The organism is Streptomyces sp. NPDC096048 (genome assembly GCF_044763415.1).
Taxonomy (GTDB): domain Bacteria; phylum Actinomycetota; class Actinomycetes; order Streptomycetales; family Streptomycetaceae; genus Streptomyces.
The window spans coordinates 59,365-74,481 of the sequence record NZ_JBIWGG010000013.1; the positions used below are offsets into that span (position 1 = coordinate 59,365).

General features: G+C 71.4%; 14 protein-coding genes and 1 pseudogene. 7 read left to right on the top strand and 8 right to left on the bottom strand.

Annotated features, from left to right (window positions below; translation table 11 throughout):
• Position 1 precedes the first annotated feature (1 nt).
• Both ACIQ6R_RS31450 and iolC read right to left on the bottom strand, forming a co-directional pair.
• The gene (locus ACIQ6R_RS31450; protein WP_404183657.1) at positions 2-889 is read right to left on the bottom strand and encodes a deoxyribose-phosphate aldolase; all 888 of its coding nucleotides are present in this window, start codon (positions 887-889) and stop codon (positions 2-4) included.
• Positions 890-902: 13 nt separating this feature from the next.
• A complete protein-coding gene (iolC, locus tag ACIQ6R_RS31455; protein ID WP_404224988.1) occupies positions 903-1,865 on the bottom strand; it encodes a 5-dehydro-2-deoxygluconokinase in 963 nt (320 codons plus the stop codon).
• Positions 1,866-2,100: 235 nt separating this feature from the next.
• Between iolC and ACIQ6R_RS31460 the strand changes: the two genes are divergently transcribed.
• From ACIQ6R_RS31460 to ACIQ6R_RS31480, 5 genes are all read left to right on the top strand, one after another.
• On the top strand, positions 2,101-3,123 hold the full coding sequence (locus ACIQ6R_RS31460; protein WP_404224990.1) for a sugar ABC transporter substrate-binding protein: 1,023 nt from the start codon (positions 2,101-2,103) through the stop codon (positions 3,121-3,123).
• Complete coding sequence (locus ACIQ6R_RS31465) at positions 3,123-4,199, top strand: ABC transporter permease (RefSeq protein ID WP_404224992.1); 1,077 nt, start codon at positions 3,123-3,125, stop codon at positions 4,197-4,199. Before ACIQ6R_RS31460 ends, ACIQ6R_RS31465 begins: the two co-directional genes overlap by 1 nt.
• Positions 4,200-4,205: 6 nt before the next feature.
• On the top strand, positions 4,206-5,198 hold the full coding sequence (locus ACIQ6R_RS31470; protein WP_404224994.1) for an ATP-binding cassette domain-containing protein: 993 nt from the start codon (positions 4,206-4,208) through the stop codon (positions 5,196-5,198).
• A 1-nt stretch (position 5,199) separates the two neighbouring features.
• On the top strand, positions 5,200-6,102 hold the full coding sequence (locus tag ACIQ6R_RS31475; protein WP_404224996.1) for a sugar phosphate isomerase/epimerase family protein: 903 nt from the start codon (positions 5,200-5,202) through the stop codon (positions 6,100-6,102).
• A 194-nt stretch (positions 6,103-6,296) separates the two neighbouring features.
• A complete protein-coding gene (locus ACIQ6R_RS31480; RefSeq protein ID WP_404183675.1) occupies positions 6,297-6,710 on the top strand; it encodes a VOC family protein in 414 nt (137 codons plus the stop codon).
• A 27-nt stretch (positions 6,711-6,737) separates the two neighbouring features.
• Here ACIQ6R_RS31480 and ACIQ6R_RS31485 read toward each other — a convergent pair whose 3' ends face one another.
• The 4 genes from ACIQ6R_RS31485 to ACIQ6R_RS31500 form a co-directional block, all read right to left on the bottom strand.
• Entirely contained in the window at positions 6,738-7,742 is a 1,005-nt protein-coding gene (locus tag ACIQ6R_RS31485) for a Gfo/Idh/MocA family oxidoreductase (RefSeq protein WP_404224998.1), read from the bottom strand.
• 41 nt (positions 7,743-7,783) lie between these two features.
• Positions 7,784-8,563: an SDR family oxidoreductase gene (locus ACIQ6R_RS31490; protein WP_404225000.1), complete on the bottom strand. Its 780-nt coding sequence runs from the start codon at positions 8,561-8,563 to the stop codon at positions 7,784-7,786.
• 14 nt (positions 8,564-8,577) lie between these two features.
• Positions 8,578-9,738 (bottom strand): phytanoyl-CoA dioxygenase family protein, encoded by a 1,161-nt coding sequence (locus tag ACIQ6R_RS31495; RefSeq protein ID WP_404225002.1) that lies wholly within the window; start codon positions 9,736-9,738, stop codon positions 8,578-8,580.
• A 152-nt stretch (positions 9,739-9,890) separates the two neighbouring features.
• The gene (locus ACIQ6R_RS31500; RefSeq protein WP_404225004.1) at positions 9,891-11,042 is read right to left on the bottom strand and encodes a Gfo/Idh/MocA family protein; all 1,152 of its coding nucleotides are present in this window, start codon (positions 11,040-11,042) and stop codon (positions 9,891-9,893) included.
• Positions 11,043-11,203: 161 nt separating this feature from the next.
• Here ACIQ6R_RS31500 and ACIQ6R_RS31505 point away from each other — a divergent pair, with 161 nt between their 5' ends.
• Positions 11,204-12,952: a protein kinase gene (locus ACIQ6R_RS31505; RefSeq protein WP_404225006.1), complete on the top strand. Its 1,749-nt coding sequence runs from the start codon at positions 11,204-11,206 to the stop codon at positions 12,950-12,952.
• 111 nt (positions 12,953-13,063) lie between these two features.
• Here ACIQ6R_RS31505 and ACIQ6R_RS31510 read toward each other — a convergent pair whose 3' ends face one another.
• The gene (locus ACIQ6R_RS31510) at positions 13,064-13,426 is read right to left on the bottom strand and encodes a cupin domain-containing protein (RefSeq protein WP_404225007.1); all 363 of its coding nucleotides are present in this window, start codon (positions 13,424-13,426) and stop codon (positions 13,064-13,066) included.
• Between the two features lie 177 nt (positions 13,427-13,603).
• Here ACIQ6R_RS31510 and ACIQ6R_RS31515 point away from each other — a divergent pair, with 177 nt between their 5' ends.
• Positions 13,604-14,050: a GNAT family N-acetyltransferase gene (locus ACIQ6R_RS31515; RefSeq protein WP_404225009.1), complete on the top strand. Its 447-nt coding sequence runs from the start codon at positions 13,604-13,606 to the stop codon at positions 14,048-14,050.
• A 66-nt stretch (positions 14,051-14,116) separates the two neighbouring features.
• On the opposite strand, the pseudogene ACIQ6R_RS31520 reads toward ACIQ6R_RS31515, so the two are convergent.
• Positions 14,117-15,031, bottom strand: a pseudogene (locus ACIQ6R_RS31520) (bile acid:sodium symporter family protein); the annotation flags it as partial.
• Positions 15,032-15,117 lie beyond the last annotated feature (86 nt).

Consider the following 15,117-nt stretch of genomic DNA (forward strand, 5'->3'; position numbering starts at 1 on the left):
GTCACAGCAGTCCGACGGCCGTGTCCACCGCCTGCTCCACGCTGCCCTCGGCCGGGTAGAGCAGCGAGCGGCCGACGACCATCCCCTGCACGGTGGGCAGCCGCAGGGCCTTGCGCCAGCGTTCGTAGGCGGCGACCTGGTCCGCGGGGGAGCCCCCTATGTCACCGCCGAGCAGGACGGCGGGCAGGGTCGAGGTCTCCAGGACCTCGCCCATGTCGTCCGGGTCGTGGGTGACGGGCAGTTTCAGCCAGGTGTAGGCGGAGGTGCCGCCCAGGCCCGAGGCGATGGCGACGGACCGGGTGACCGCGTCGGCGGACAGGTCGTTGCGGACCCGGCCCTCGACGCGGCGCGAGATGAACGGCTCCACGAAGACGGGCAGTTCACGCTCGGCCATGGCGTCGATCGCGCGCGCCGTGGACTCCAGTGTGGCCAGCGAACCGGGGTCGTCGTAGTCGATGCGCAGCAGCAGCTTGCCCGCGTCGAAGCGCAGCCGGGCGATGTCCTCGGCACGGTGGCCGGTGAAGCGGTCGTCCATCTCGAAGACGGCGCCCGCGAGGCCGCCGCGGTTCATCGAGCCCATGACCACCTTGTTCTCCAGCGCCCCGAGGAGCAGCAGGTCCTCCAGCACGTCGGCGGTGGCGAGCACCCCGTCGACGCCGGGCCGGGACAGCGCGGTGCACAGGCGCTCCAGCAGGTCGGCCCGGTTGGCCATGGCGAGCCGGCGGTCGCCGACGCCGAGCGCTCCGCGCGCCGGATGGTCGGCGGCCACGATCATCAGGCGGCCGGAGTCACCGATCAGCGGGCGGCGTACCCGGCGGGCCGCCGCCTCGGCGATCGCCTCCGGGTGCCGGGCTCTGACCGCGGTGAGGTCGGGGATGCTGAGGGACAAGGCGTTGCTCCGTTCAGGGAGTGGCTCGCGCGAGGAGGCCGTCGACCTCGGCCTCGGTGGGCATCGCGGAGGAGCAGGCGAGACGGGAGGCGACGAGGGCGCCGGCCGCGTTGGCGTACCGCATGGTCCGTTCCAGTTCCCAGCCGGAGAGCAGACCGTGGCAGAGCGAGCCGCCGAACGCGTCGCCCGCGCCGAGACCGTTGACGACCTCGACCGGCACCGGCGCCACCTCGGCGGTCCGGCCGTCGCGGTGCACGGCTAGGACGCCCTTCGGCCCCTGCTTGACGACGGCCAGCTCCACACCGGCCGCCAGCAGCGCCTCGGCGCAGGCGTGCGGCTCGCGTACGCCCGTGGCGATCTCGCACTCGTCGAGGTTGCCGACCGCGACGGTCGCGTGCCGCAGCGCCTCGGCGTAGTACGGGCGGGCCTGGTCGGGATCGGTCCAGAACATCGGGCGCCAGTCCAGGTCGAAGACCGTGGTGCCGGACTTCGCGCGGTGGGCGAGGGCGGCCAGGGTCGCCGTACGGCTCGGTTCCTCGCTGAGCCCCGTGCCGGTGATCCAGAAGACGGCGGCCGCCCGGATCGCGTCGAGGTCCAGCTCCTCCGGGTGGATCTCCAGGTCGGGGGCCTTGGGGCGGCGGTAGAAGTACAGCGGGAAGTCGTCCGGCGGGAAGATCTCGCAGAAGGTGACGGGGGTCGGGTAGGCGGCGACCGGGGTGACCCAGCGGTCGTCGACGCCGAACTCCTCGAGCGCCCGGTGCAGATAGCCGCCGAAGGGGTCGTCGCCCGTGCGGGTGATGACGGCCGTGCGGCGGCCGAGACGCGCGGCCGCGACCGCCACGTTGGCGGCCGAACCGCCGAGAAACTTGCCGAAGGACTCAACCTCCGCCAGGGGTACGCCCGTCTGCAAAGGATAGAGATCGACCCCGATGCGGCCCATCGTGATCAGATCGAAACGCGGGACTGACTCGGCCATGTGCGACGCTCCTCGGGCTGGGCGGGGGCCTGCCGCCTCCCAGGTGTATGACTCCGAGGCGACCGTGTCAATACTTTGTACTTACATTCGGACCTGCGAGTGAAATGATGTCTTGACAAAGTATTGACAGCGGGCGTCCCAAGGACTTGTATCCGGTCCCAGCGCAACAGCCGTTCTTCTCTGGTCTGGCACACGGCTCCCCCGTCGCACAGTCGCACAGTGAGGTGCAGGAAAGATGGACCGCTCTTCGCACGCCCGCCCCCGCGGATTCGCCCCCGCCGTGGCCCTCGCCGCCGCCGCGGCCCTCACCCTCGCCGGCTGCTCCAGCGGCTCCGGGGGCAAGAAGGCCGACGAGGAAGGGGACTCGGGCGCCTCTGCGGGCAAGGCGAACACCCCCCGCATGACCGTCGCCCTGGTCACCCACCAGGCGCCCGGCGACACCTTCTGGGACATCGTCCGCAAGGGCGCCGAGGCGGCCGCCGCCAAGGACAACATCAAGCTCGTCTACTCCGCCGACCCGAACGCGGGCAACCAGGCCAACCTGGTGCAGAACGCGATCGACCAGAAGGTCGACGGCATCGCCGTCACCCTCGCCAAGCCGGACGCCCTCCGCAGCGTCCTCGGCAAGGCCGAGAAGGCCGGCATACCCGTCGTCGGCCTCAACTCCGGCCTGGCGGACTGGAAGAAGCTCGGCCTGATGTCGTTCTACGGGCAGGACGAGACCGTGGCCGGCGAGGCGCTCGGCAAGCGGCTGAACGAGGACGGCGCCAAGAAGGCCGTCTGCGTGATCCACGAGCAGGGCAACGTCGGCCTGACCCAGCGCTGCGACGGCGTGAAGAAGACCTTCGAGGGCTCCATCGAGAACCTCTACGTCAACGGCACCGACATGCCCTCGGTGAAGTCGACCGTCACCGCCAAGCTCAAGCAGGACGGCGAGATCGACCGCCTCGTCACGCTCGGCGCCCCGTTCGCCATGACCGCCGTGCAGTCGGTGGACGAGACCGGCAGTGAGGCGAAGATCGTCACGTTCGACCTCAACAAGGAACTGACCGGCGCCATCGAGAAGGGCGACATCGAGTTCGCCGTCGACCAGCAGCCCTACCTCCAGGGCTACCTGGCCGTCGACGGCATGTGGCTCTACAAGAACAACGGCAACTACAGCGGCGGCGGTGAGCAGCCGGTGCTGACCGGCCCGGCCTTCGTCGACAAGTCCAACGTGAAGGCCGTCGCCGAGTTCGCCGCGAAGGGCACCCGGTGATGAGCATGACCCAACAGGCTGAACCGGCGGTGACCACACCGCCGGTCCCCGGCCCGGGGCAGACCGACGGACGGACCCGGCAGCGCTCGCTGGCGCTGCGGCTGCTCGCCCGGCCGGAGGTCGGGGTCTTCCTCGGCGCCGTCGCCGTGTTCGTCTTCTTCCTGATCGCCGCCCCCTCGCTGCGCGAGGGCGGCTCCATGGCGACGGTCCTGTACCAGTCGTCCACCATCGGCATCATGGCGCTGCCCGTCGCGCTGCTGATGATCGGCGGCGAGTTCGACCTGTCGGCCGGTGTCGCCGTCATCACCTCGGCGCTCACCGCCAGCATGCTCAGCTACCAGCTGACCATGAACGTCTGGGTGGGCGTGGTCGTCGCCCTCGCCGTCTCCCTCGGCGTCGGCGCGTTCAACGGCTGGGTGCTGATGAAGACCGGCCTGCCGAGCTTCCTGGTGACGCTCGGCACCTTCCTGATCCTCCAGGGCGTCAATCTCGCGGTCACCAAGCTGGTCACCGGCAACGTCGCCACCGACGACATCAGCGACATGGACGGCTTCGACCAGGCCAAGGCCCTCTTCGCCTCGTCCTTCGACGTCGGCGGCGTACAGGTGAAGATCACGGTCGTGTGGTGGCTCGTCTTCGCCGCCCTTGCCACCTGGGTGCTGCTGCGCACCAAGTACGGCAACTGGATCTTCGCGGTCGGCGGCAGCAAGGACAGCGCCCGCGCGGTCGGCGTCCCCGTCGCCTTCACGAAGATCACGCTGTTCATGCTGGTCGGCTTCGGCGCCTGGTTCGTCGGCATGCACCAGCTGTTCTCCTTCAACACTGTGCAGTCCGGTGAGGGCGTCGGCCAGGAGCTGATCTACATCGCCGCGGCGGTGATCGGCGGCTGTCTGCTCACCGGCGGCTACGGCTCCGCCATCGGCCCGGTCTTCGGCGCCTTCATGTTCGGCATGGTGAACCAGGGCATCGTCTTCGCCGGCTGGAACCCCGACTGGTTCAAGGCCTTCCTCGGCGTGATGCTCCTCGGCGCCGTCCTCATCAATCTGTGGGTCCGCCGCACGGCGACCCGGAGGTGATCGGAAATGACCAGCAAGACCGCCGGCACCCACGGGGCCGTCCTCGCGGACACCGCGCCCGAGACCGACCGGCCGATCGTCCGACTGCGCGGCGCCGGCAAGGCCTACGGCAACGTCCGCGCCCTGCACGGCGTCGACCTCGCGGTCCACCCCGGCCGGGTGACCTGTGTGCTCGGCGACAACGGCGCCGGCAAGTCCACCCTCATCAAGATCATCTCCGGGCTGCACCAGCACACCGAGGGCGAGTTCCTCGTCGACGGCGAGGCCGTGCGCTTCACCACCCCGCGTGACGCCCTCGCCCGGGGCATCGCCACCGTGTACCAGGACCTCGCCACCGTGCCCCTGATGCCGGTGTGGCGCAACTTCTTCCTCGGCTCCGAGATGACCAAGGGCCCCTGGCCCGTGCGCCGACTCGACATCGCCCGCATGAAGCGGACCGCCGACGAGGAACTGCGCAACATGGGCATCGTCCTGGACGACCTGGAACAGCCCATCGGCACGCTCTCCGGCGGCCAGCGCCAGTGCGTCGCCATCGCCCGCGCCGTCTACTTCGGCGCCCGCGTCCTCATCCTCGACGAGCCCACCGCCGCCCTCGGCGTCAAGCAGTCCGGCGTGGTCCTCAAGTACGTCGCCGCCGCCCGCGAACGCGGCCTCGGCGTCATCTTCATCACCCACAACCCCCACCACGCGTACATGGTCGGCGACCACTTCAGCGTGCTGCGCCTGGGCACCCTGGAACTCAGCGCCGCCCGCGCCGACATCACCCTCGAAGAACTCACCAACCACATGGCGGGCGGTGCCGAACTCGCCGCCCTCAAGCACGAACTGGCGCAGGTCGGCGGGGTCGACGTGGCCACGCTCCCGGACGAAAAGCCGGAGGTCACCGCGGCCGATTCCGCCGGGCCCGACACCGTCGTGCCCGATTCCGCGGCCCTGGACTCCGCGGCCGTGGACTCCGCGGCGTCCGACTCCGCCGCATCCGCCGAAGGGAAGGCCTGACATGCCCGCTGCCCTCGACCGCATCCGCGTCGGCTCGGCCCCCGACTCCTGGGGCGTCTGGTTCCCCGACGACCCCCGGCAGGTGCCCTGGGAGCGTTTCCTGGACGAGGTCACCGAGGCCGGCTACGAGTGGATCGAGCTGGGCCCCTACGGCTACCTCCCCACCGACCCGGCCCGGCTCACCGACGAGGTGGCCCGGCGCGGCCTCAAGGTCTCCGCGGGCACCATCTTCTGCGGCCTGCACCGCGGGCCCTCGGAATGGGACGCCACCTGGGAGCAGGTCAGCCGTGTCGCCGCCCTGACGCGGGCCATGGACGCGAAGCACCTCGTCGTCATCCCGTCCTTCTGGCGCGACGACAAGACCGCCGAGATCCTGGAGCCGCCGGAGCTGACCGGCGAGCAGTGGGCGCACCTGACCAAGGGAATGGAACGCCTCGGCCACGAGGTGCGGGAGACCTACGGCCTCGACATCGTCGTCCACCCGCACGCCGACACCCACATCGACACCGAGGAGCACGTCGAGCGCTTCCTCGACTCCACCGACTCCGACCTGGTCAACCTCTGCCTGGACACCGGCCACTACGCCTACTGCGGCGGCGACAGCGTCAAGCTGATCGAGACGTACGCCGAGCGCATCGGCTACCTGCACCTCAAGCAGGTCGACCCGGAGATCCTCGCCGAGGTGCGGGCGGGCGGGGTGCCGTTCGGGCCGGCCGTGCAGCGCGGGGTGATGTGCGAACCGCCCGCCGGCGTACCCGAGCTGGGTCCGGTGCTCACGGCGGCCCAGAAACTGGGCGTGGACCTGTTCGCCATCGTCGAGCAGGACATGTACCCCTGCGAGCCCGACAAGCCCCTGCCCATCGCCGTCCGCACCCGCAGGTTCCTGCGCTCCTGCGGCGCCTGAGACGCCGAGACGTCGAGACGCCTGGAACGCCGAGACGCCTGCAACGCCGAGACGGACGCCGAGACGCCTGGGACCGAGGCCGCTGACCGCGCCGGCGGGGCGGGTACCGCCGGCGCGTCGCTCGGCGGGCCGTTGTCAGTGGCGCGCGCTAGCGTGCACAGCACTGGCACTTCGTCCCGTTCCGGGAGGCAGTCATGTCCTCACGTCTCAACCCCTACCTCAGCTTCGACGGCGATGCCCGACAGGCGATGGAGTTCTACGAGCAGGTGTTCGGCGGCACGCTGGCGCTGAACACCTTCGGTGCGTCCGGCATGTCCGACAGCCCTGACGCCGACAAGATCATGCACGGCATGCTGGAGACACCGAGCGGCTTCACCCTGATGGGCGCCGACACCCCGCCCGGCATGGAGTACAGCCCGGGGAACACCTTCTCGGTGAGTCTCAGCGGCGACGACGAGACCGAGCTGCGCGGCTACTGGGAGCAGCTCTCCGCCGGCGGCTCCGTCGCCGTACCGCTGGAGAAGCAGATGTGGGGCGACGTCTTCGGCATGTGCACGGACCGGTTCGGCGTGCCCTGGATGGTGAACATCAGCGAGCCGGCGAGCTGATCGCGCGGCCCGCCGGCCCGTACGGGCTCACCCCCGCCGTACCTCCTCGATCGTCACCGGCCGGTGCTCGTGCAGCGACAGCGTGCAGGCCTCGGCGATCCAGCCGGCCTCCAGCGCGTCCTCGATCGTGCAGGGAGAGGTGCGGTCACCGGCCACCACCTCGGTGAACGCGGTGAGTTCGGCGCGGTATGCGGCGGTGAAGCGGTCCATGAAGAAGTCGTGCGGAGTGCCGGCCGGGAAGGTCACGCCGGGCTCGACCGAACGCAGCGGCAGCCTGTCCTCCAGGCCGACGGCGATGGAGTCCGCGAAACCGTGGATCTCCATGCGTACGTCGTAACCCCGCGCGTTGTGGCGGCTGTTGGAGACCACGGCGATCGTGCCGTCGTCCAGGGTGAGAACCGCTCCGGTGGTGTCGGCGTCGCCCGCGTCCTTGATGAAGTCGGCGCCCCGGTTGCCGCCGACGGCGTACACCTCGGTCACCTCGCGGCCGGTCACCCAGCGGATGATGTCGAAGTCGTGCACCGAGCAGTCGCGGAAGATGCCGCCGGAGGCGGCGATGTACGCGGCGGGCGGCGGCGCCGGGTCCAGCGTGGTGGACCGCACGGTGTGCAGCTTGCCCAGCTCACCGCCCCGCACGGCCGCCCGCGCGGCGACGAACCCGGCGTCGAAGCGGCGGTTGTAACCGATCTGGACCGGCACGTCATGACCGGCGACCGCCTTGAGCACCTCGACGCCCTCCGCCATGGTGCGGGCGACGGGCTTCTCGCAGAAGACGGGGAGGCCGGCCTCGACGGCGGCCAGGATCAGCCCCGGGTGGGCGTCGGTGGCCGCCGCGACCACCACCGCGTCCACCCCGGCGGCCAGCACCGCGTCGGGGGAGTCCGCGACCTCGGCGCCGAACCGCTCGGCGGCGGCCTTCGCGGCGTCCGCGAACGGGTCGGCGACGACCAGCGAGTCGACGGACTCGAGTCCGGAGAGGGTCTCGGCGTGAAAGGCGCCGATGCGGCCGAGGCCGAGTATTCCGATACGCATGTGCTCCGCTGCTCCCTGTGTGTGGTTGCGGTGGTGAGGACTCAGTCCAGGCCACCGAGGACGTTCTGGTCCCAGTCGATCACCGAGCCCGTGACCACCCCGGAGCGGTCCGACAGCAGCAGGACCACGAAGTCGGCGATCTCGTCCGGCTGCCCGAGCTTTCCCATCGGCAGCCGGGCGGCGGCCTCCTCGCGCCAGTCGTCCCCGGCACCGTGGAAGGCGCGCTGGGTCGCGTCCTCGCCCTCGGTCGCCGTCCAGCCGATGTTCAGGCCGTTGATCCGCACCCGGTCCCAGCGGTGCGCGTGCGCCGCGTTCCGGGTGAGGCCCACCAGTCCCGCCTTCGCCGCGACGTAGGGCGCCAGGAACGGCTGCCCGCCGTGCGCCGAGGACGTGATGATGTTGACCACGCTGCCGGGCGCGCCCCGGCCCACCATGTCCGCGACCGCCGCCTGCATCGCGAAGAACGGCGCCTTGAGGTTGATCGCGATGTGCTGGTCGAACAGCTCGGGAGTCGTGTCCAGCAGTGTCCCCCGGGAGGTCAGCCCCGCCGAGTTCACCAGGCAGTCGACACGGCCGTAGGCCTCCACCACCCGGGCCACGCAGGCCTTCGCCTGCTCCGCGTCCGCCAGGTCGGCCCGTACGAACATCACCGTGCCGCCCGCCTCCGCCAGCTCGGCCACCAGGACATCTCCGAGCTCCGGGCGCCGCCCGGTGACGGCCACGACGGCTCCCTCGCGGACGGCGGCCCGCGCGATGGCGGCGCCGACGCCCTGGCTTCCGCCGTTGACCAGGACGACCTTGTCGTCGAGAAGTCCTCTCACGTCCGTACCGTCCCTCAGCTCTCTCGGCGTTCCCGGCCGGCCCGCAGTACCTCGCGCAGTGCCTCCGGCGTCCACTCCTCGCGCAGCGCCCGCCGTACGACATCCGCCTGGGAGGGCGGGGCCAGACCGTCGACCGGCGGATCGCTGTCGAGGTTGGTGGGGAAGGGGTAGCCCTCGGCGCTCGCGGCGACCACGTTCTCCAGCCACCGCTCGCCCACGCCCTCGCCCCGGCGCTTGAGCAGCACCGGGTAGACGGCGTTCGCCACCGCCTCCCGGTCCACGGTCTCCATGGCGCGGCCGAACGCGGAGGAGATCTGGAGCAGGTTGGCCATGCGACGGATGTCCGTAGACCGGTTGGTGCCGGCGGCGTGGAAGAGCGCGGGGTTGAAGAAGACCGCGTCGCCCTTGGCGAGGGGCAGTTGGACGTGGTGCGCCTCGAAGCAGGCCCGGAACTCCGGGAGCCGCCAGGCCAGGTAGCCCGGCACGTACTTCTGGGAGTGCGGCAGGTACATCGTGGGCCCCGACTCCACGGGCATGTCGCGGTGCGCGACCGCACCCTGCAGCGTGAGCACGGGGGAGAGGCGGTGGACGTGCGCCGGGTAGGCGGCGGCGACCTCGTTCGAGAGGAAGCCGAGGTGGTAGTCGCGGTGCACGGTCTGGGCGGTGCCGCCCGGGTTGACCACGTTGACCTGGGAGGTGACCTGGTAGCCGGGGCCGAGCCAGGCCCGGGCGACCAGGGCCAGCGCGTCGTTGGCGTAGTAGTCGGCGAAGGCCTCGGCGTCGTGCAGGGCCGCCTTCTCCAGGGCGTTCCACACCCGGTCGTTGGCCCCGGGTGCCGCGAAGTGGTCGCCGGCGGTGGCGCCGGAGGCACGCTGCTGGGCGATCAGGGCGTCGAACACGGCGGTGGCCCGGTCGACGACCGACGGGTCCGGGAACGCGCCCGCGAGGACGACGATGCCGGGGCCGTCGGCGAGGGCGCGGACCAGCTCGGCCGCCGTCTCACGGTCGTCGCGCAGTCGGCCGGCCTCGTAGACCGGGACGTTCCGCTCCACGGCGCGGGCCCGCGGATGGTCGGCGGGGTCGGTGGGCCGCTCGACGAGTGCGCGGAACGTGTCGAGGTCGCAGTCCCGCTCGGACAGCCAGGTGCGGCCGGAGGGGACGGGGGGCGAGGACATCGTCGTCCTTTCGGTGGCCGGGGGACGGGGTACGAAGGATGCGGGGCGGGAGCGCCGACCACGTGCGGGGGCGGCGGGCCCGGCGGCACTTTTGCGGGTTGCCAGCAGCGCCCGCCCCTGTTTGCCGGGGCGTTCCGCCCTCATCCCTCCGGTCAGACCTCGACCCAGGCGCCGCGCTCGGCCGACCGCGCCATCGCGTCCAGTACGGCCGCGCTGTGCACCGCGTCTGGCAGGGTGGCGCCGTGCGGGGTGCCCTCGGCGATCGAGCGCAGGAAGCGGTGGGCCTCCACCACCTTGAGGTCGTCGTAGCCCATGGCGTTCGCCGCGCCCGGCTGGAAGGCGGCGAACTCGCCGTGCGCGGGGCCGACGTAGACGGTGCTGACCGGCTGGTCCTGGTACGCCGTGCCGCGGCTGACGCCCAGTTCGTTCATGCGGCGGAAGTCCCAGAACACCGCGCCCTTGGTGCCGTGCACCTCGAAGCCGTAGTTGTTCTGCTCGCCGACCGAGACCCGGCAGGCCTCCAGGACACCGCGGGCGCCGGAGGCGAAGCGCAGCAGACAGCTGACGTAGTCCTCGTTCTCGACCGGGCCCGGCTCGCCGCCCGCGGCCCGGGAGTGACCGGCGGTGGCGGCGGCCGGGCGGGCCCGCTCGGGCAGAAAGATCGCCGTGTCGGCGGTCAGCGACGCGATGTCGCCGAGCAGGAAGCGAGCCAGGTCGGCACCGTGCGAGGCCAGGTCGCCGAGGACCCCGCTGCCGCCGCGCTCCCGCTCGTAGCGCCAGGTCAGCGCGGACTCGGGATGGGCCGCGTAGTCGCTGAAGAGACGGATGCGGACATGCGTGACGGTGCCGACCTCCCCGGACCCGATCAGCTCGCGGGCGGCCTCGACGGCGGGCGCGTTGCGGTAGTTGAAGCCGACCGCGCCCTGGACACCGGCCTCGGCGACCGCGTCCGCCACCGCACGGGCGTCCCCGGCGGTCAGGCCGACCGGCTTCTCGATCCAGATGTGCTTGCCGGCCTCGGCCATCGCGACGGCGATCTCGCGGTGCAGGAAGTTCGGGGCGGTGATGCTGACCGCCTCCACCCTCGGGTCGGCGGCCACGTCGCGCCAGTCCCGGGTCGTCGACGCGAACCCGAACTGCGCGGCGGCCTCCTCCGCGCGCCCCGGCACCTCCTCGGCGACCGTCACGAGTTCCGGGCGCAGGGCGAGCTGCGGATAGTGGTGCCGGACGCGGGCGTACGCCTGGGTGTGCACCCGGCCCATCCAGCCGAAACCGACGACGGCGACACCCAGCGCGTCCACCATGAAAGCCCCTCTTCGGACCGGTCCCTGCTCTGTCCCGCCCACCCTCGGCGCAGCCGAGGCATCATGTCAACCTTTTGACAGGACAAAGGTACGGAGAGGGCGGTCGACTTCCGCATGTGATCACCGAACGCCCTGGCAGTCGGCATGTACATTGTCTCGTCGTGATCGAAAGAGTGGGCGGGCGAGTCGTCGCCGACAGGTACGTGCTCGCCGACCAGTTGGGCAGCGGCGGTATGGGCACGGTGTGGCGTGCCTGGGACCATCTGTTGCAGCGGACGGTGGCCGTCAAGGAACTCCATGCCGTCGGTGTCGGGTACGAGCAGCAGGCGTCGATGCGCCGTGTGCTGTCGGAGGCGCGGGCGATCGCCCGGGTGACGCACGCGCATGTCATCGACATCTACGATCTGGTGGAGTTCGACGGCGGTCTTTGGATCGTCATGGAACTGGTGCCGGGCGGCTCACTGAGCGAGCGAGTGCGAGCGAGCGGGCTCCTGTCACCGGTGGAGACAGCCCGCGTCGGCCTGGAGGTCCTGTCCGCGTTGGAGGCGGTGCACGCGGCCGGTGCGCTGCACCGTGACGTGAAACCGGCCAACGTGCTTCTGCGCGCCGACGGAAGCAGCGTGCTCACCGACTTCGGTATCGCCGCCCTGTCCGGACACACAGGACTCACGGGCACGGGGGGCGTGGTCGGCTCGGCCGAGTACACGGCCCCGGAGCGCCTGCGCGATCAGCCCGCCGGGCCGGCCAGCGACTTGTTCTCCCTCGGCGTCACTCTGTGTTTCCTGGCCTCCGGCCAGACTCCCTTCGCCCGCGGGGACCTCACGGCCACCTCGTTCGCCGTCGCCTTCGAACCGCCCTCCGTCCACGTCCGGGGCCCGCTGGGCGACGTCATCGAGCAGTTGGTGGACAAGGACCCCGCCAAGCGCCCGTCCAGCGCACAGCTCACAGACGCGCTGCAGTCGATAGTCGACGGCGTCCCACAAACGGTGCGGGCGACACTGCGGCAGCCGGTGCAGCCCGCACGCGCGAACCGGCGCCGCACGGCCACCGCACGCGCGAACCGGCGCCGCACGGCGATCACAGGGGCGCTCGCCGTGGGGGTGCTCCTCGCCGGAGCGGGTGTGACCGCATACGTCGCCGGAGAGGACCTCGGCTCCGGTTCGCCCGACCAGACCGGGCAGACGTCCACTGGTGCCCATGCGGCGTCGCGTGTGGATGCGGTGATGCCGGTGCCGGGTGTGCGGGGCAGGTTCTGGGTGTTCTCCGGCAGTGAGTACACGGTCGTCGAGGTGGGTGCGGACCCGGCGTCGGCGCGGCGGGTGAGCGGGCCTGCTCCGATCGGGCAGTGGCGCAAGACGTTCGGCGGCCTGGACCGCTTCACGAGCAGGATCGACGCGGTTCTGCCGGTTCCCGGTGACGACCATCGTTTCTGGGTCTTCTCCGGAGACCAGTACCTGCTCGTCCACGTCGCGGGCGACCGCTCCGGCAAGGGCCGCCTCCAGGAACCCCGCCCCCTCACCGACTGGAGCGACAGCATCGGCGAGGGGGCGGGCTTCTCGCGTCGTGTGGATGCGGTGATGCCGGTGCCGGGTGTGCGGGGCAGGTTCTGGGTGTTCTCCGGCAGTGAGTACACGGTCGTCGAGGTGGGTGCGGACCCGGCGTCGGCGCGGCGGGTGAGCGGGCCTGCTCCGATCGGGCAGTGGCGCAAGACGTTCGGCGGCCTGGACCGCTTCACGAACGGGATCGACGCGGTTCTGCCGGTTCCCGGTGACGACCATCGTTTCTGGGTCTTCTCCGGAGACCAGTACCTGCTCGTCCACGTCGCGGGCGACCGCTCCGGCAAGGGCCGCCTCCAGGAACCCCGCCCCCTCACCGACTGGTCGTCATTGAGGCCGTTCCGAACGGACTGAACCAGTCAGGCCGGTCACTTGACCGGAACGCAGCGGTCACAGCACCGCCGACACGGGAGGGAGAACGGGTGGAAGACCGGTCTCCGGGCGTTGCCCGACCGCCATCAATGATCAACCGGGTGACTTCTGGCCGAGGTTGATCACGTACGCCTTCCGCAGTGTCTCGTGCACCGTCCACGTCGTACGGTCGCCCTCGCGCAGCACGGCCAGGTCGCCCGGCCCCACCGTCAGCGTCGGGCCGCCCTGCACCTCGATCGTGGCCGACCCGCTGAGCACGACGAACATCTCGTCCGCCTCGGTGTCGGTGACGACGCCCGGGGTGATCTGCCAGATGCCGCGCACCTGCCCGCCGTCCGCCGACTCCCAGACCACCTTGCCGGTCACCTCCGGGGTGCCGGACACGATCTGCGCGGGGGAGAGGGACTCGGGTAGGAGCTCGGCGTCGGGGACGCGGACAACGAAGCTGTGGGTCATGCGGTGAGGCTAACCGGGGCGCACGGGCCCCCGGGGCTGACAAGGTGTGGTGTATCCGGCGGGGCGCGCGGACACTTCGTCGGGCCGTACGGCGGCGAGAACGCGGCCCCCGGCGTCGGCGTGCGAACCGGCACCCGCCCGAAGCCGGGCAGGGCGCCGACCGCTAGCGTGGCGATCATGGCGGATTGGACACTTCGGCAGGCCTCGACGTCGGACGTGGAAGCCGTCGCCGAGTTGCGGGCCGTGGTACTGCGGGCGGACCTGGAACGCCTCGGCCGGTACGACGAGCAGCGGGTACGGCAACGGCTGAGGGACGGATTCGACCGGACACACACCTGGGTGATCGAGGTGGAGGGCGGGTTCGCCGGCTGCGTGGCGCTGCGGCCGGCGAAGGACGCCCGATGGCTGGAGCACTTCTACCTCGCCCCGCGCCTCCAGGGTGCGGGCATCGGCTCGGCCGTGCTCCGCGCGCTGCTGGCCCGGTGCGACCGTGACGGCGACCTCGTCCGGTTGAACGTGCTGCGGGGCAGCGCGGCCAGACGGCTGTACGAGCGGCACGGGTTCACCGTCGAGACCGAGGACCCCGTGGACGTGTTCATGATGCGCGAACCGGTCCGGACCTGACCGGCGGCGGAGGCACGCGCGCCGGACCCGCGTCGGAGAACCCGACCTCGCTCGTCCGATCGCGGTTCACCGCCCCCGGCGCGACAACCACGCCGCGGTGACCGCGCCGGAGACGTTGTGCCAGACGGAGAACACCGCGGCCGGCAGGGCCGCCAGCGGGCTGAAGTGGGCGGTGGCCAGGGACGCCGCGAGGCCGGAGTTCTGCATGCCGACCTCGAAGGCCATGGCACGGCTGGCCGGTTCGCCGAGCCGGCCGATGCGACCCGCGCCGTAACCGAGCGCCAGCCCGAGGCCGTTGTGCAGCACCACGGCGACGAACACCAGCCCCGCCGCCGACTTGATCGCGTCGGCGCTGCCCGCCACCACCACCGCCACGATCACCGAGATCGTCAGCGCGGACAGCCAGGGCAGCGCCGGCAGCGCCCGCTCCACGTACCGCCCCGCCAGCAGCCGTACGGCCAGACCCGCGAGGATCGGCAGCAGCACCGTCTTGAGGATGTCGGTGACCATGGACCCGGCGTCCACCGGGAGGTACTCGCCGGCCAGCAGCAGCGTCAGCGGCGGGGTGACCAGCGGGGCGACGAGCGTCGAGACGGTCGCGACGGAGACCGACAGGGCCACGTCACCCCGGGCCAGGTACGTCACCACGTTGGAGGCCGTGCCGCTGGGCGCGCAGCCGACGAGGATCACGCCGGCGGCGAGCTGCGGGGGAAGGTCGAGCAGGTGGGCGATGGCCCAGCCGAGCCCCGGCATGATGACGTAGTGCGCGACCAGCCCGAGGGCCACCGCCCAGGGACGCTCGGCGACCCCGCGGAAGTCCTCCGGGGTCATGGTGATGCCCATGCAGAACATCACGACGCCCAGCAGGTACGGGACCGACTCGCTCCACCCGGTGAAAGTCCCGGGAAGCAGCAGGCCGAGGGCGCCGGCCGCGAGGACGAGGATCGGGAAGACGGTCACGGCGCGCCGCAAAGCCGTCTCGCGATGTGATCATCGGGAGGTTCCGAACGCCCGCGCCACATGCCTCGGCCGACGTCAGGCCCCCAGGGGATGAGGTAGTCTTGACC